The sequence below is a fragment of the Kitasatospora brasiliensis genome (assembly GCF_032654805.1).
Lineage (GTDB): Bacteria > Actinomycetota > Actinomycetes > Streptomycetales > Streptomycetaceae > Kitasatospora > Kitasatospora brasiliensis.
In genome coordinates this window covers 1,089,166-1,105,915 of record NZ_JAUOOW010000002.1, presented here as the reverse complement: position 1 = coordinate 1,105,915, position 16,750 = coordinate 1,089,166, and the positions used below count along the sequence as shown (strand labels likewise).

Here is a 16,750-nt window from a genome sequence, read left to right as displayed (position 1 = left end):
ACCGCAGGCCGGTCATCGGGCTGCCTTCCCGGCGATCTTCCCATCGAAACATAGAGAGTGATGAATCACCCCATCCGGGAAAGATCCGGACCTAATCCACCCGAATGCCGCATCCTTCGGTTTGACACCGCCCCTGCGGATGCGGTGTCCTTGCTTCTATGTCAGAGTTCGCCACCCTCCGGAGCGGTTCCACCCTCCGCCGTGCCGTGAACTCCTGTTGTCGCCTCTGTTCCTGCTGTATCTAGGCGCCCGCGTCCCACCGCGCGCCGCCCCCAGGACATTCCAGAGGCCGCCCGCGATTCCCGTCCCAGGACATCCCGGATCCGGCTGATCCCCACGAACCAGCCGACCCTTCCGAGGACGACTCCCGTGCGCATGAGCCGCATCCGCAAGCGGAACCGCGACCGCAACAAGCCCGCCCGCCGAGGCCCCGCCCGCACCGTCCGCTGGACGGACGGGCTGAGCGACGTCTCCATCGCCGGCGACCCGCTCGCCTTCCCCCACCTGGCCCGCACCGACCTGCCGGCCCACCCCACCACCGTCGCCGAGTACGCCCGGCTGGTCCGCGAGATCGCCGCCGACCGCGCCCGCTGGGAGCCGCTGGTCCGCTACGACGCGCTGACCCGCTGGTACGCCCGGCTGGAGACCGGCCCCGGCTACGAGGTCTGGCTGCTCAGCTGGCTGCCCGGCCAGTCCAGCGGCTTCCACGACCACGGCGAGTCCTCCGGCGTGCTGAGCGTCGTCCAGGGCGAGCTGATCGAGCGCTCCCTCACCCACACGGGCGAGGACGCCCGGGTGCTGCGGCCCGGCGGACAGCGGGTGTTCTCCCCCGGCTACCTGCACGAGGTGGTCAACGGCGCGCTCGAACCCGCCGTCTCCATCCACCTGTACGCCCCGGGCCTGACCGAGATGAACCAGTACGGCGCCGGCGCCGTCCCCGAGCAGGTGGTCACCGAGCCGCAGGCGCGGGCCGAGCCTCGCTGACCACGGGCTGACGGCACGTCCGACCGTGGCAGGATGACCCCATGCGCATCGTGGCACTGGCAGGCGGAATCGGCGGAGCGCGCTTCCTGCGCGGACTCCTCGCAGCGGTCGGACCGCAGGACGAGATCACCGTGATCGGCAACACCGGTGACGACATCCACCTCTACGGCCTCAAGGTCTGCCCCGACCTCGACACCGTGATGTACACCCTCGGCGGCGGCATCAACGAGGAGCAGGGCTGGGGCCGGGCCGACGAGACCTGGTCGATCAAGGCCGAGATGAAGGAGTACGGCGTCGGCCCCGAGTGGTTCGGGCTCGGCGACCGGGACTTCGCCACCCACCTCGTGCGCAGCCAGATGCTCACCGCCGGCTACAGCCTCAGCCAGGTCACCGAGGCGCTGTGCGTGCGCTGGAAGCCGGGTGTGCGGCTGCTGCCGATGAGCGACGACCGGGTCGAGACCCACGTGCGGATCACCGACGAGCAGGGCACCCGGGCCGTCCACTTCCAGGAGTACTGGGTCAAGCTGCACGCCGCCGTCGACGCCGAGGCGATCATCCCGGTCGGCGCGGACACCGCCAAGCCCGCGCCCGGCGTGCTGGAGGCCATCGCCGAGGCCGACGTCATCCTCTTCCCGCCGTCCAACCCGGTGGTCTCGATCGGCTCCATCCTCGCCGTCCCCGGCATCCGGGAGGCGGTCGCCGCCGCACCGGCTCCGGTGGTCGGGCTCTCCCCGATCATCGGCGGGGCGCCGGTGCGGGGCATGGCCGACAAGGTGCTCGCCGCCGTCGGCGTGGAGGCCACGGCCGACGCGGTGGCGCTGAACTACGGCTCCGAACTCGTCGACGGGTGGCTGGTGGACAGCGTGGACTCCGCCGCCGTCGAAGCCGTCGAGGCCGCCGGGATCGCCTGCCGGGCCGTACCGCTGCTGATGACCGACGTCGAGGCCACCGCCGAGATGGCGCGCGCCGCGCTGGCTCTGGCGGAACAGGTGCGCAAGTGAGCGAGCGGAGCGGGCGGAACGAGGTGGGCGCATGACCCTGGAGATCCTCGGGGTCGAAGGCATCCCCGAGATCGAGGCCGGGGCGGACCTCGCCGCGCTCATCGCCAAGGCGGGGACGTACCAGGACGGCGACATCCTGCTGGTGACCTCGAAGATCGTCAGCAAGGCCGAGGGCCGGCTGCTGCACGCCGCCGACCGCGAGGCCGCGATCGACGCCGAGAGCGTCCGGCTGGTCGCCCGGCGCGGGCCGGTCCGGATCGTGGAGAACCGCAACGGCTTCGTCATGGCCGCCGCCGGCGTGGACGCCTCCAACACTGCGCCCGGCACCGTCCTGCTGCTGCCCGAGGACCCGGACGCCTCCGCGCGGGCACTGCGGGCCCGGATCCAGCAGCTCACCGGCCGCCGGCTCGCCGTCCTCGTCACCGACACCTTCGGGCGGCCCTGGCGCAACGGGCTGACCGACGTGGCGCTCGGCGCCGCCGGGCTCAGCGCTCTGGAGGACCACCGGGGGCGCACCGACGGCCACGGCAACACGCTGGAGGCGACCGTCGTCGCGACCGCCGACGAACTCGCCGCCGCCGCCGACCTGGTGAAGGGCAAGACCAGCGGCGTCCCGGTCGCGATCGTGCGCGGGCTCGGACACCTCGTCACCACCGAGGACGGCGAAGGCGTCCGGCCGCTGATCCGGCCCTCGGCCGACGACATGTTCCGGCTCGGCACCTCCGAGGCGCTGCGCCATGCCGTCACCCTGCGGCGCACCGTCCGCTCCTTCACCGCGGAGCCGGTCGACCCGGGCGCCGTCCGCCGCGCCGTCGCCGCCGCCGTCACCGCGCCCGCCCCGCACCACACCACACCGTGGCGGTTCGTCCTGCTGGAGTCCGCGGACACCCGGGTGCGACTGCTCGACGCGATGCTCGCCGCCTGGCAGCGCGACCTGCGCGAACTCGACGGCTGGGACGAGGAGAAGATCGCCCGCCGCACCGCCCGCGGCGACGTGCTGCGCGACGCGCCCTACCTGGTGGTGCCCTGCCTGGTGATGGACGGCTCGCACGACTACCCCGACCCGCGCCGGGCCACCGCCGAACGGGAGATGTTCACCGTCGCGGCCGGCGCCGCCGTGCAGAACCTGCTGATCGCCCTCACCGGCGAGGGCTACGGCTCCGCGTGGGTCTCGTCCACCATGTTCTGCCGCGCCACCGTCCGCGAGGCGCTGGACCTCCCCGACAGCTGGGACCCGATGGGCGCCATCGCCGTCGGCCGCCCCGCGCAGCCGCCGCGGCCGCGGGCGGAGCGCGACGCGGACGCCTTCATCGAGGTGCGGTAGCGGCCGCGGGTCAGCGGCGGCGGTGGTCGTTGGGGGTGAGGCGGGGGCCGTAGCGGGGGGCGTGGGTGATCCCGGAGGCCAGGAGGAGGCGGCAGACGCGGTGGCGCTGGGGGCGGTAGGGCTCCAGGAGGGCGAGCATCTGGGCGTCGTCGCTGCGGGGGCGGCCGGCCAGGGCCCAGCCGACCAGGTTGGGCAGGTGGAAGTCCCCGACCGAGACCGCGTCCGCGTCGCCGTTGCTGCGTTGCAGGGTCTCGGCCGCCGTCCAGACGCCGATGCCCGGGACCGCCGTGAGCCGGGCGAAGGCCTCCTCGTGGCCCATCGCCGAGGCCTCCTCCAGGCGCGGCGCCAGCCGGACCGCGCGCACGACCGTCGCCGAGCGCTTCGGGTCCACGCCCGCCCGGTGCCACTCCCAGCTCGGCACCATCGCCCACTCCCGGGCCGACGGCGCCACCCGCATGCCCTCGGCCGGGCCCGGCGCCGGCGTGCCGAAGTCCCGCAGCAGGGTGCGCCAGGAGCGGTAGGCCTCGTCGGTGGTGACCTTCTGTTCCAGGACCGCCGGGACGAGCGACTCCAGCACCAGACCCGTCCTGGCCAGCCGGACCCCTGCCGTACGGCGCTGGGCGTCCCGCAGCGGGCCGGGCGGCAGGACCAGCGACTCCGGGGCGTCCTCGGCGCCGAGCAGGGCGGGGAGGCGCTCCAGCAGCCAGTCCGCGCCCGGGCCCCAGGCGCTCGCCTCCACCTCGCCGGTGGCCGGACGCGGCAGCACCCGCAGGGTGCCGATGCCGGCCGGGGTGCGGGAGGCTCGCCAGACGGCGCCGTCACCGGTGCCGCGGTACGCCGGGTCGGCGGGGCCGCGGCGCAGCGGCAGCAGGGTGCGAGCGACGTCCAACGGGAAGCCCGGCCGCCAACGCCGTACTGCTTCCACTGCTGTCGCCTCCTGTGTTGCCCTCCGGATATGAACGATACGCGGGGGGTCGGACAGGCCGGGGGCAGCAGGTGGCATCCCTTTCCCGCACCCCTGAGGGGCCGCGGGAGGGGGTGGGGAAGGCGGCCCGGTCAGCGGGCCTGGAGGCGGGCGGCGGTGGTGCGCAGGGCGGGGAGGCGGGTGTAGAGGGCGTCGCCGGGGCATTCGGTGGCGACGGCGTCGCGGTGGCCGGAGATGGTGTCGAGGTCGGCGACGCTGCCCTGGGGGTAGCGGCTGGAGTTCGAGCCGGAGGTGAGCTGGGTGCGGCCGGCGGCGGGGGTGTCGGTGAGGCCGAGTTTCCAGGCGGCGATCTCGGCGAGGCCGTCGAGGAGGCGCTGGGGCGGCTGGTCGCCGGCGTAGGTGCCGATCGCGGCGATGCCGGTGGAGCCGGCGTTGAAGCCGAGGGTGTGGGCGCCGTGGACGGGCTGGTCGACACCGCCGGCGCGGCCCTCGTAGATGGTGCCGCAGCGGTCGACCAGGAAGTTGTAGCCGATGTCCCGCCAGCCGTTGGTCTTCACGTGGTACTGGTAGATCGCCCGGATCACCCGGGGGGCGTCGGAGCAGTCGTAGCCGGTGGCGGTGGCGGTGTGGTGGATGAAGACCTCATGGACCGGGCCGGTGTAGTCGAAGGCCTGGTCGCGCAGTGACTCGTCGGCACCCCAGCCGGCCCGGGTGACGATCTCCGGGCGCGGCGCCCGGCCGTTGAGGAGCGCGGCGGGCAGTTCGGCGGACGGCATCCCGGGTTCCTCGGCCGGCAGGGTCCGTACGGCGGAGGCGGGGGCGGCGCCGCCGCCCGGGTCGACCAGGTCGACCCGGAGCCCGGGTGGCGGTCCGGCGGGCCCGGGCCGGACGTCGACCGCGACGCCGTCGCTGCGGCCGGTCCACAGCGGGGCGGTGGCGCCGTGGGACGCCTGGTCGGGGCCGTCGCCGACGTCGGACTCCAGCCGGTGCCAGTCGCTCCAGCGGCCGGTGGCCGCGTCCCGGGTGCGGACCCGGACGACCGCGCCGGCGAGGGCGTCCGGTGGGCCGTCCCAGTCGAGGCCGAGGAGTTCGAACGGTCGGGTGCCGCGCGGGGCGAGGCCGGTTCCGGAGGGCAGCGGCAGCGAGGTGGTCGAGCCGCCGCCGGCGAAGTCGCGGCGCTGCGGGGCCGGCCCGGTGGTCGCGGTGGCGACGGGCTGGAGCAGCAGGGTGGCGGTGCAGCCGGCCAGGATGGCGGCCGGGAGTGAAAGGCGCATGGAACGGATCGTCGCCGCAATCGGGACCGCCCGCTACGCCGCTCGCGCCCGTTCGGCCGCCCCTCCCGACCTCTCACCCGAAGGCCGTAGGCTGGGGCGCACCATGACTGCGCCTTTCGCTGCCGATGCCCGCACCCCCGTCGAGCTGCTGCACGCATTCCTGCGCGGCGGCACCCCTTCGGTCGATCCCGCGGCCCCGCTGGTCACCTTCTATGACGACGCCACCGGCGAACGGGTGGAGCTGTCCGCCCGCACCTTCGACAACTGGGTGGCCAAGACCGCCAACCTCCTCCAGGACGAGCTGAACGCCGGCCCCGGCGACCGGGCGGCACTGCTGCTGCCCGCCCACTGGCAGAGCGCCGTGTGGCTGCTGGCCTGCTGGTCGGTCGGGGTGACGGCGGTTCCGGCCGGTGACCCGGCCACCGCCGACCTGGTGGTCAGCGGCCCGGACGGCCTGGAGGCCGCCCATGCCTGCGAGGGCGAGCGGGTCGCGCTCGCGCTGCGCCCGCTGGGCGGCCGCTTCCCGCAGCGCCCGGACGGCTTCCTCGACTACGCCGCCGAGGTGCCCGGCCAGGGCGACCGCTTCGCGCCGTACTCCCCCGTCGCCCCGGACGGGCAGGCGCTGGAGACGGCGGTGGACGGGCTGCCGCTGAAGCTGACCGGTGAGCAGACCGTGGCGCTGGCCCGGGAGGGCGCCGTCCGGCTCGGCCTGAAGTCCGGCGACCGGGTGCTGTCCACCCTCTCGTTCGAGGACTGGGCCGGTCTGGAGGCCGGTCTGCTGGCGCCGCTGGCGGCCGGGGCCTCGGTGGTGCTGTGCCGCAACTCCCAGGGCCTGAGCGAGGAGCAGTGGGAGAAGCGGGTGGAATCCGAACGGGTGACACTGCGTCTGGGCTGACCCCGGGCGACGGCCCGGCGGGTAGGGATCGCTGCCATGGCCGAGGACGACACCGAGCACCCCCCGACCGACGAAGACCCTCCGACGGACGCTCCCCCGAGCGGACCCGTACGCCCGCGCAAGCGCCGGCGGTGGCTGCTGATCACCGCCGGCGCCGTCGCGTTCCTGCTGGTCGCCACCGGCACGGTGCTCTGGATCGCCTACCGCGCGCTGGACGGCAACATCCGCACCGACTCGGCCACCGACCGGCTGCTCGCCGAGCTGGAGGCCGAGCGGCCGAGCCGCACCGCCGGGGCCCGGGGCGCCGAGAACCTCCTGCTGATCGGCAGCGACGACCGCTCCGGCGCGAACGGCTCGTACGGCGGTGCGCCGGGCACCGCGCGCTCGGACACCACGATCCTGCTGCACCTGGCCGCCGACCGGAAGCACGTGACGGCGGTCTCCGTCCCCCGCGACGTCATGGTCTCCGTCCCCGCCTGCGAGCGGCCGGACGGCACCCGCAGCAAGCCGGCCCTGATGCAGTTCAACTGGGCCTTCGAGCTGGGCGGTCCGGCCTGCTCGATCCGGGCCGTCGAGCAGCTGAGCGGCATCCGGATCGACCACTACGTGATCCTCGACTTCAGCGGCTTCAAGACGATGGTGGACGCCATCGGCGGGGTCGAGGTGTGCGTGCCGCAGCCGATCCACGACAAGGACGCCAAGCTCGACCTGTCCGCCGGGCGGCAGACCCTGCACGGCGAGCAGGCGCTCGGCTACGTCCGGGCCCGGGAGACCCTGGGCGATGGCAGCGACACCCAACGCATGGGCCGCCAGCAGCAGTTCCTGGCCTCGCTGCTGCACAAGGCGCAGTCGCAGGGCGTACTGCTGAACCCGGCGAAGCTGTGGCCGGTGCTGGACGCCGCGACCTCCTCCGTCCGGGCGGACGGCGGGCTGTCCTCGCTGGGCGCGCTGTACGACCTCACCCAGGACCTGCGGGGCGTCCCCTCGGCGAACGTGGCCTTCCTGACCGCGCCGCGCCGCCCGTACCGCTACGACTCGGACCGGGACGAGTTCGTGCAGCCGCAGACCGACCGGCTGTTCGCGGCGCTGCGGGACGACCGGCCGGTCGTCGTCCGGCCGCCCGGGTCGGCGCCCTCGGCGGGCCCGAGCGGCAGCCCGTACGCGAGCCCGAGGCCGAGCGCGAAGCCGAGCGCGCGGACCTCGCCGACCGCCGAGGCGGCGGCGCTGGCGAGCGCGTCCCCCTCGGCGGGTGCGTCACCCTCGGAGGACGAACCGCCCACCTTCGAGGGACGGACCGCCGACGTGGACTCCTGCGCCGCACACTGAGTCGGCCGCCCCGGCCGACACCCCCGAGAAGTCCGGACGCTTCCGCAATTGCTCGTCGGCGAACGGAATTTGCCTCCGCGTTGCCGGAACATGGCGCGGATCACACCGGGAACGACTCCTTCACCCGGCTCGTCTACTGTGTCCGGATCGGTCCGTTCCGTACGGGCGGGCCGAAGCAGTGACCGGTCGAAGGTAGGGAACCCCGTGCACGAGGAGCAACCGGAAACCGGTCGGTACCGTGTGGACCCGGCCCCCGGCGTCCCGCGGCAGCGCCGCCGGGCCGGCGAGAGGCCGACGGGTGTTCAGGAAGCCACCCCGGCGGGCGCCCACACGCAGGCTCAGGCCGAGCCGGCCGCGGCGGGCCGCCGGGGCAGCAGGCGCCGGGCGGCCACACTGGCCAAGCGCCACCGGCGCCGACGGGTGCTCAAGTGGACGGCCGGGGCGGGCGCCCTGGTGATGGTGGCCGGCTGCGCCGGGGCGTACTACCTGTACCGGCACTTCAACGACAACATCACCTCCCTGAAGGTCCAGCTGGGCGACGAGTCCGAGCGCCCCCTGGGCGCCGGGCAGGCGCTGAACGTCCTGGTGATCGGCACCGACAGCCGGGAGGGACTCGGCCGCGAGTACGGCGACGAGGGCAGCGCCGGGCACGCCGACACCACGCTGCTGTTCCACATCGCCAAGGACCGCTCCAACGCGACGGTGCTCAGCCTCCCGCGCGACCTGATGGTGCCGATCCCGGAGTGCCAGAACGCCGAGGGGAAGAAGATCCCCGGCTCGGCGCGGGACATGTTCAACAGCAGCCTCGGCCAGTCCGGGCGGGACGCCGGCTGCACCTGGAAGACCGTCGAGAAGGTCACCGGCATCCGGGTCGACCACTTCGTGCAGGTCGACTTCGAGGCGGTGAAGACGCTGTCCACCGCGGTCGGCGGGGTCGAGGTCTGCGCGGCCAAGGACATCAACGACTCGGGCTCCCACCTCAAGATGACCAAGGGCCGGCACGTCGTCCAGGGCGAGGAGGCGCTGGCCTTCGTCCGCACCCGGCATGCGGTCGGCCAGGGCGGCGACCTCACCCGGATCCCGCTCCAGCAGCAGTTCATCAGCTCGATGATCCGCAAGATCAAGAGCGACGACACCCTGACCAGCCCGACCAAGCTCTACAAGCTCGCGGACGCCGCCACCAAGGCGCTCACCGTGGACTCCGGCATCGGCAGCGTGGACAAGCTCAAGGACCTCGCGCAGGACATCAGCAAGGTCGACACCGGCAACATCACCTTCACCACCGTCCCCGTCCTGGACGACCCCAGGGACGAGAACCGGCTGGTGCTCAAGCAGCCGGACGCCGGGCAGCTGTTCGCGATGGTCGCGGGCGACCGCTCGCTGACCGAGACCGCCACCCCCGCGCCCGCCGCCGAGGCCCCGGCGGCCGCCGCCCCCGCCGTCACCGCCCCGGCCGTCGACACCAAAACCACCCAGCTGACGGTGCGCAACGGCAGCGGCAAGCGCGGGCAGTCCGGGCCGACGGCGGAGAAGCTCCGGGCGAAGGGCTTCGACCGGGCCGCGGTCGGCAGCGACGCGCCGCTCGCCGAGACCACCACGGTGACCTACCCGGCCGGGCTGGAGGCCGAGGCCAGGGCCCTGGCCGCCGCCCTCGGACTGCCCGGCGACGCCGTCCGCCCGGCCGCCAAGCAGGACCCCAAGGGCGGGCTGCTGCTGGTGCTCGGCAAGGATGTGTCGGCCGCTCCCGGCACCCCGGCGGCGGTGCCCACCGAGGCGCCCACCGACCTCCAGCGGGTGCAGGCGGACGACGCCGACGTGTGCGCCAAGTAGCCGGACCGGCCGTCAACTGGCGCCCCACTGACCGCGACTGACGGTGGCGAAACGAATCAGCTGGTCCGGGAGAGCACGTCCCTGGAGGACGGGCCGACGCTGGCGATCACCCTCCGGGCGAGCCGACGCGGCGAGGTCAGGAAGCCGAAGCCCCAGCTGAGGTGCATGGTCGCGAGGGCCACCGGCAGCAGCGCCTTGGCCTTGAACGACAGGCCGCGGCCCTCGACCGCCGCGCCGCCGACGATGCCCAGCAGGTAGGCGCCGGGCACCGCGACGAAGGCCGGGTGGACGGCGACGCCGAGCACCAGCCCGAGGACCACCGCCGCCAGCGCGGCCGGCGGGGCGAGGTAGCGCATGTTGACCGAGCCGCGGTGGTAGCGGGTGACCACCCGGCGCCAGCGGCCGTAGTCCTTGTACTGCTTGGCCAGCGCCCGCACCGAGGGCCGGGGCCGGTACGTCACCTTGAGCTGCGGGGTGAACCAGACCAGGCCGCCGTCCTGGCGGATCCGGTAGTTCAGCTCCCAGTCCTGGGCGCGGATGAACTCCTCGTTGTAGCCGCCGAGCCGCTCCAGCACCTCGCGCCGGAACACCCCGAGGTAGACGGTGTCCGCCGGGCCGGCCAGGCCGCCGGTGTGGAAGGCCGCGTTGCCGACGCCGATCTTGGAGGTCATCGCGGCGGCGACCGCGTTCTCCCACTCGGTCTCGCCCTCGGCGTGCATGATGCCGCCGACATTGGCCGCGTCCATCTCGCCGAGCAGCCGGACCGCCGTGGTGATGTAGCCGGGGGTGAGCAGCCCGTGGCCGTCCACCCGCACGACTATCGGGTGCCGGGAGCCCCGGATCGCGGCGTTCAGCCCGGCCGGGGTCCGGCCGGTGGGGTTCTGGACCGTCCGCACCCGCGGGTCCTCGGCCACCAGCTCGGCCGCGATCTCCGCGGTGCGGTCGGTGGAGGGGCCGAGGGCGATCACCACCTCGATCGGCCCGGCGTACTCCTGATCCAGGATGCGCCGAACCGCCGTGCGCAGGTGACGTTCCTCGTTGAGCACCGGCATGATCACGGAGACAGCCGGCAGCTCCTCAGCAGCCTTGGTGTTCATCGGGGCCAACCGTACCGGTGCGGACACGTCCCCGTCTTGTCCCGGTCAGGGCCGCTGCGGACGCCTCGCGGCGCGGCACCGGTGCTGTGATCAAGGACACCGTACTCCCCCTCGGCCCCCGGTTCGAAGCCGTGCGGATCCGGTGCGGATTCAGAGTGCGCAGTGAAGGACGGTGAACACCGCGTAACCGGCCGGGGTGAGCCGGTTCGCCAGGTGCCGGGGGCCGGGCGCTGTGCGCGCCCGGCCCCCTCTCCCCCGATCCGACGCCCCCCGGCGCCGGGTCAGTCCGTCGCGATGGCCGCGAGGACGTTCATCCGTCCGGCCCGGAAGGCCGGGACGAGCGCCGCGAACAGGCCGATCACCACCGAGGAGACCAGCGTGATCGCGACCGTGGTGGTCGGGACGGAGAGCGTCCCGAGGCCCTGGTCCCGCAGCACCCGCTGGGCGGTGACGCCCCAGGCGAGGCCCAGCCCGGTGCCGAGGACGGCGCCGAACACCGCGATCACCACGGACTCCAGCCGGATCATCCGGCGCAGCTGGCGGCGGGAGAGCCCGATCGCCCGCAGCAGGCCGATCTCTCGGGTCCGCTCGACCACCGACAGCGCCAGGGTGTTGACCACGCCGAGCACCGCGACCGTGATGGACAGCGCGACCAGCCCGTAGATCAGGTAGAGCAGGGTGTTGATCTGGGACTGGACGAGCTCCTTGTAGCCGGCCCGGTCCTTGATGGTCAGCTGCGGGTACTCCTTCAGCCCGTCCTCCAGGGCGGCCAGCGTCTTGTCGACGTCGGCGCCGGCCGAGGCCTTGGCGAAGAAGGTCCACACCGGCGGCTGTTCGGCGGCTGGGACGGCCTTCTCCATGGTGTCCATGGCCACGAAGGCGCCGTCGCCGAACAGTTCGCCCTTGCCGAGGACGGCGCCGACCGGCAGCTCCTGGGTGCGGCCCTGGCCGTACTCGACGGTGACCTGGTCGCCGACCTTCAGTCCGTGGTCCTTGGCGAAGGCGGCGCCGACGGCCAGCGAGCCGCGCTGGATCGAGTCCACCGCGCCGGAGTCGACGGTCGGCTTGAAGTCGGTGCCGAAGAAGGACGGCGGCACCGCGGTCAGCTGGGTCTTCGCCTTCTGCCCGTCCGCGAGCCGGACCTTGGCGGCGAAGAAGGAGCGCTGGATGGTGATGTGGTCGATGCCCGGGGTGTTCCGGACCGCGTCCATCATCTCGGGGGTGGCCGCGGTACGGCCGCCGGAGACGATGTAGTCCGCGCCCACCGACTTGTCGATCTGCGCGCTGGTCGAGGTGACGGCCGAGGAGCTGAACACCGCGGAGGCGATCACCAGGGCCAGGCCGATCATCAGCGCGGCGGCGGTGGCGCCGGTGCGGCGCGGGTTGCGCATCGCGTTGCGCTGGGCCAGCCGACCGGACGGGCCGAACAGCGCCGGCAGCAGCGCGCCGAGCACCCGCACCACGACCGAGGCCAGCAGCGGGCCGAGCACCACGAAGCCGACCAGGGTGAGCACCACGCCCAGGCCCAGGTACTGACCGCCGGTGGACGCCTTCTTCGCCCCCGCGCCGAGCACCAGCAGCGCTCCGCCGCCCGCCGTCAGCAGCAGGCCCGCGACGGTGCGGATCAGGTTGGCCCGGGTCTCGGCCGGGGTGCCGTGGTCGCGCAGCGCGGCCATCGGCGAGATCCGGCTCGCCCGGCGGGCCGGGAACCAGGCCGCGACCAGGGTGACCACGATGCCGAGGGCGTAGCCGGCCACGAACACGTCCGGCCCGATCTTCAGGTCGGCCGCGCTGAGGCCCATGCCCATCGCGTTCATCAGCTTGATCAGGCCGACCGCGACGCCCAGGCCGGCCGCGATCCCGAGGGTCGAGCCGAGCACGCCCAGGATCAGCGCCTCGACCAGCACCGAGCGGTTGACCTGCGCGCGGCTGCCGCCGATGGCGCGCAGCAGGCCGATCTCGCGGGTGCGCTGGGCGACCAGCATCGAGAAGGTGTTGACGATCAGGAAGGCGCCGACGATCGCCGACACGAAGGCGAAGCCGAGCATCGCGTACTTCATGAAGTCGAGGCCGCCGGCGAACTGGTCAGTGCTGTCGGCCTGTTGCTCGGCCGCCGTCTTGACCAGGTAGGTGCCGCCGATCGCGGCCAGCGCGTCCGCCTTGAGCCGGTCGTTGCTGCGGCTGCCGTCGCCGTACGCCGCGACGGAGTTGAAGGCCTGCTCGCCGAGCAGCACCTGCTGGGCGGTCGGGGTGTCCAGGAAGCCGAGCGCCGCGCCCGGGTTGGTGGTGGTGAAGGCGGCGATGCCGACGATGGTGAAGTCGTGCTTGCCGGCGCCGTTCTCGACCCGGATCGGGTCGCCCGCGCCGAGCTTGGCCTTCTTCGCGGTGTCCGCGTCCAGCACCAGCTCGGTCGGGCCCTGCGGCGCGTGGCCGGAGGTGATCTTCACCGGGCTGTTCGGGGTGCCGGTCCAGTTGGCGAGCAGGGTGGGCGCGCCGGTGGTCGGGCCGACCAGCTTGTTGCTGGACGGGTTGACCAGGACGGCGTTGTCGACCATGACCTGGCCGACCGCGGTCTTCACCCCGGGCAGCGCGGCGATCCGCTGTTCCAGCTCGACCGGGACGGTCGGCGGCTTGACGGCGGCCTGCTGCATCTCGTCCTCGGCCGGCTTGGGCGGCTGGACCGAGATGTCGGAGGCGGTGGCGGCGAAGAGCTTGTCGAAGGTGCCGGTGGCGGTGCCGGAGAACACCAGGGTCCCCGAGACGAAGGCCACCGACAGCACGACGGCGATGAGCGAGAGCGCCATCCGGCCCTTGTGGGCGAAGAAGCTCCGCAGGGAGGTCTTGAGCAGCATGATGGTGTCGCCCCGCCGCTCAGCTGGTGCGCTTGCCGTCGAAACGGCGCATGCGTTCGAGGACGGAGTCGGCGGTGGGCGCGTGCATCTCGTCCACGATCACGCCGTCGGCGAGGAAGAGCACGCGGTCCGCGTAGCCGGCCGCGACCGGGTCATGGGTGACCATCACGATGGTCTGGCCCAGCTCGTCCACCGAGCGGCGCAGGAAGGTGAGCACCTCGGCGCCGGAGCGGGAGTCCAGGTTCCCGGTGGGCTCGTCGCCGAAGATGATCTCGGGGCGGGCGGCCAGCGCCCGGGCCACCGCGACGCGCTGCTGCTGGCCGCCGGAGAGCTGGGTGGGGCGGTGCTTGAGCCGGCCGGACAGGCCGACGGTCTCCACCACCTGGTCCAGCCAGGCCTGGTCGGGCTTGCGCCCGGCGATGTCCATCGGGAGCGTGATGTTCTCCAGCGCGTTCAGGGTCGGAAGCAGGTTGAACGCCTGGAAGATGAAGCCGATCTTGTCCCGCCGGAGTCTGGTGAGCTGCTTGTCCCTCAGGCCGGTGACCTCGGCGTCGCCGATCCAGATCCGCCCGGCGGTGACGGTGTCCAGGCCCGCCAGGCAGTGCATCAGGGTGGACTTGCCGGAGCCGGAGGGGCCCATGATCGCGGTGAACCGGCCGCGCTGGATGTCGACGTCGACCGCGTCGAGCGCGGTGACCTTGGTCTCGCCCGAGCCGTACGCCTTGGTCACCTGCCGGGCCGAGGCGGCGACGGTGGACGCTCCGCCGGGAAGCTGGTGGTCTTGCACGACTGCCGTCGCCACTTTTTCTCCTAAGAAGGTGCGCTCACCCGTTGGCCCCGGCGTCACGACCGGGCCGCTTCCTGGCGGGTGGGGATGTGTGAACCACGTTAGGAGTGGCGGGCGAGGGGCTCGTCATCCGCCGGAATGAAGACGCTCAACCAACGTTCTACGGGACGCGGCGCGGCTCCCCCTAGGGGTCGCCGCGGCCCGTCTCGGGGACGCCCCGTACGGGCCCGCGGCGACGGTGCGTCAGCTCGCCAGCGCGGGTGCGGCCAGCCGCTCCAGGGCGGTGGCGAAGCCGTCCACGACCGGGGCGAGCGCGGCCTCGGTCTCGCGCTCCACCAGGGTCGTCCCGTCCTCCCGGGCGGTGATGTGGCGGTCGAGCACGAACCAGCCCTGGGTGATGTGGCCGGCGCCCATCGAGCTGAGCACCGGGCGCAGCGCGTAGTCCACCGCGAGGACGTGGGCGGGCGAACCGCCGGTGGCGAGCGGCAGAACGGCCTTGCCGGCCAGCGCGTACTGCGGGAGCACGTCCAGCAGGGCCTTCAGCAGGCCCGAGTAGGCGGCCTTGTAGACGGGGGTGCCGATGACCACGCCGTCGGCGCGGGCGAACAGCTCGGTGAGGGCGACGATCTCGGGGTGGCCGAAGTCGCCGGACAGCAGCGGGTGCGCGGGCAGGCTGCGGGCCTCGAAGGGGACGACGTGGTGGCCGCGCTCGGCGAGGCGGGCGTCGACGTGGCGCAGCAGGCGGGTGGTGCGGGAGGTCGCGGACGGGGAGCCGGAAACGGACAGGACGACGGCCATGGGTTCACCTCTGGCTGGAAGCGGGGGCGGTGCGGGGCGGGGCGCTGTGTGCGGGGGTTCGACGGGGGTGTGCGTCAGCCGCGACAGAGCGAGCAGGCCACACCACGCCGCAGATCGACGTACCGCCGACGCGTGAGTGCCCAACGCTGGTCCATGTCCGGCATGCAAGCACGCGGTGTTCGAGCCGGTCAAGAAACGTTTCAGCAGGCGGAACGCCGGGTGTCCGGACGTTGCGGCGGAACGATCCGGCACGTGCATCAAAACTGCTACAAGAAGCCCGGTGGGCACCCCCGGGGGGAGTCAGTCCGACCGGGGTCGGGCATCCTCGTCGGCATGAACACGTGGCAGGAGGGCCGCCCGGGGGGCGGCGGGAACCCGTACGGCGGCAGGGGTGGAGGCGGCTCGGCCGAGCCGCCGCTGCCGTCCTCGCTGAACCCGCGCGGGCCGGGGGCGCCCGCGCCGCGGCAGCCGGGGCGCCCGGGGGCGTCCCGGTCCGGCGGTGTCCCGTCGCAGGGGCCCGGCGCCTCCGGCGCCCGTCCCGGCGGCCCGGGGCGTCCGGGTGGTCCCGGTGGTCCCGGTGGTTCCGGCCGCGCGGCCGGTCCCGGGCGGCCGGGCGGTCCCGGCGGCGCCCAGGCCCGGCGCTGGCCGCGCGGGCGGATCGTGAAGTGGTCGGTCTTCGGCGTGCTGATCGCCGTCATGGTGACCGCCGTCTCCACCTGGTTCTGGGCGGACTCCAAGCTCAACCACGAGAACGTGCTCGCCGACTACCCCGGCCGCCCGGCCGCGGGCAAGGGCACCAACTGGCTGATCGTCGGCTCCGACAGCCGCCAGGGCCTCACTGACTCCGAGCAGGACGACCTGCACACCGGGCACGACACCGAGGGCAAGCGCAGCGACTCGATGATGATCCTGCACGTCGGGGACAACGGGAACACCCTGATGAGCATCCCGCGCGACTCCTGGGTGCCGATCCCCGAGCACCCGGGCAGCAACGGCAAGCCGGTCAAGGGCACCACCGCGAAGATCAACTCGGCCTTCGGCAGCGGCGGCGGCCGGCTGCTGGTCCAGACCATCGAGCAGAACACCGGCATCCGGATCGACCACTACGCCGAGATCGGCTTCGGCGGCTTCGTCGGCGTCGTCGACTCGATCGGCGGCGTCGAGATGCACATCGACCAGGCCGTCAAGGACAAGGACTCCGGGCTCGACCTCAAGGCCGGCGACCAGACCCTCACCGGCAAGCAGGCCCTGGCCTTCGTCCGCCAGCGCCACCAGATGGCCGACCAGGACCTCGGCCGGATGCGCAACCAGCAGAAGTTCCTCGGCGCCCTGGCCCACCAGGCCGCCTCCCCCGGCAACCTGCTGAACCCTTTCACCTTCTACCCGCTGGTCGATTCCGCGCTCGGCACCCTGATCGTCGACGAGGACTGCGGCCTGACCGACCTCGGCTCGTTCTTCCTCGCCATGAAGGACGTCAACGGCGGCAGCGGCAAGTCGCTGACCGTGCCGATCGGCAACCCGGACTACCGCACCAAGACCGGCGAGTCCGCGGTGCTGTGGGACACCAACAAGTCCAAGCAGCTCTTCGACTCCTTCAAGAACGACACCGCGGTGCCGGACTTCAAGTAACCGCCCGCACCCAAGGTGACCGAGCCGC

The 16,750-nt window shown here is 73.3% G+C and carries 13 protein-coding genes; 7 read left to right on the top strand and 6 right to left on the bottom strand.

The features are described from left to right. The first annotated feature begins 369 nt into the window (after positions 1-369). The 3 genes from QWJ13_RS12880 to QWJ13_RS12870 are packed head-to-tail and all read left to right on the top strand — an operon-like array spanning position 370 to position 3,309. Complete coding sequence (locus tag QWJ13_RS12880; protein ID WP_316523887.1) at positions 370-984, top strand: cysteine dioxygenase; 615 nt, start codon at positions 370-372, stop codon at positions 982-984. A gap of 41 nt (positions 985-1,025) precedes the next feature. Then, positions 1,026-1,985 carry a 2-phospho-L-lactate transferase gene (gene cofD, locus QWJ13_RS12875; RefSeq protein WP_316523885.1) on the top strand — a complete coding sequence of 320 codons (960 nt, stop codon included), beginning with the start codon at positions 1,026-1,028 and terminating at the stop codon, positions 1,983-1,985. A gap of 31 nt (positions 1,986-2,016) precedes the next feature. After that, positions 2,017-3,309, top strand: coding sequence for a coenzyme F420-0:L-glutamate ligase (locus QWJ13_RS12870; protein ID WP_432277487.1), 1,293 nt, complete (start codon positions 2,017-2,019; stop codon positions 3,307-3,309). Between the two features lie 10 nt (positions 3,310-3,319). On the opposite strand, the gene QWJ13_RS12865 is transcribed toward QWJ13_RS12870, so the two are convergent. Next, on the bottom strand, positions 3,320-4,312 hold the full coding sequence (locus QWJ13_RS12865; RefSeq protein ID WP_432277486.1) for a DNA-3-methyladenine glycosylase family protein: 993 nt from the start codon (positions 4,310-4,312) through the stop codon (positions 3,320-3,322). Positions 4,313-4,365: 53 nt separating this feature from the next. Beyond that, positions 4,366-5,508 (bottom strand): peptidoglycan recognition protein family protein, encoded by a 1,143-nt coding sequence (locus QWJ13_RS12860; protein WP_316523880.1) that lies wholly within the window; start codon positions 5,506-5,508, stop codon positions 4,366-4,368. A gap of 103 nt (positions 5,509-5,611) precedes the next feature. Here QWJ13_RS12860 and QWJ13_RS12855 point away from each other — a divergent pair, with 103 nt between their 5' ends. The 3 genes from QWJ13_RS12855 to QWJ13_RS12845 all read left to right on the top strand — a co-directional run bounded on the left by QWJ13_RS12855 (position 5,612) and on the right by QWJ13_RS12845 (position 9,559). Next, positions 5,612-6,403 carry a TIGR03089 family protein gene (locus QWJ13_RS12855; protein WP_316523878.1) on the top strand — a complete coding sequence of 264 codons (792 nt, stop codon included), beginning with the start codon at positions 5,612-5,614 and terminating at the stop codon, positions 6,401-6,403. Between the two features lie 36 nt (positions 6,404-6,439). Continuing rightward, a complete protein-coding gene (locus QWJ13_RS12850) occupies positions 6,440-7,729 on the top strand; it encodes an LCP family protein (RefSeq protein ID WP_316523877.1) in 1,290 nt (429 codons plus the stop codon). Positions 7,730-7,933: 204 nt separating this feature from the next. Further along, positions 7,934-9,559 carry an LCP family glycopolymer transferase gene (locus tag QWJ13_RS12845; protein WP_316523875.1) on the top strand — a complete coding sequence of 542 codons (1,626 nt, stop codon included), beginning with the start codon at positions 7,934-7,936 and terminating at the stop codon, positions 9,557-9,559. A 56-nt stretch (positions 9,560-9,615) separates the two neighbouring features. Here QWJ13_RS12845 and QWJ13_RS12840 read toward each other — a convergent pair whose 3' ends face one another. From QWJ13_RS12840 to ssuE, 4 genes are all read right to left on the bottom strand, one after another. After that, the gene (locus tag QWJ13_RS12840) at positions 9,616-10,656 is read right to left on the bottom strand and encodes a glycosyltransferase family 2 protein (RefSeq protein WP_316523874.1); all 1,041 of its coding nucleotides are present in this window, start codon (positions 10,654-10,656) and stop codon (positions 9,616-9,618) included. A gap of 281 nt (positions 10,657-10,937) precedes the next feature. Further along, positions 10,938-13,508, bottom strand: a complete 2,571-nt coding sequence (locus QWJ13_RS12835; protein WP_316523873.1) for an ABC transporter permease — start codon at positions 13,506-13,508, stop codon at positions 10,938-10,940. A 19-nt stretch (positions 13,509-13,527) separates the two neighbouring features. Beyond that, positions 13,528-14,310, bottom strand: coding sequence for an ABC transporter ATP-binding protein (locus QWJ13_RS12830; RefSeq protein ID WP_316523871.1), 783 nt, complete (start codon positions 14,308-14,310; stop codon positions 13,528-13,530). Between the two features lie 228 nt (positions 14,311-14,538). Next, entirely contained in the window at positions 14,539-15,093 is a 555-nt protein-coding gene (gene ssuE / locus QWJ13_RS12825; RefSeq protein ID WP_316523869.1) for an NADPH-dependent FMN reductase, read from the bottom strand. A 660-nt stretch (positions 15,094-15,753) separates the two neighbouring features. On the opposite strand from ssuE, the gene QWJ13_RS12820 reads away from it, so the two are divergent. Then, a complete protein-coding gene (locus tag QWJ13_RS12820; RefSeq protein ID WP_316523867.1) occupies positions 15,754-16,722 on the top strand; it encodes an LCP family protein in 969 nt (322 codons plus the stop codon). The last annotated feature ends 28 nt before the right edge of the window (positions 16,723-16,750 follow it).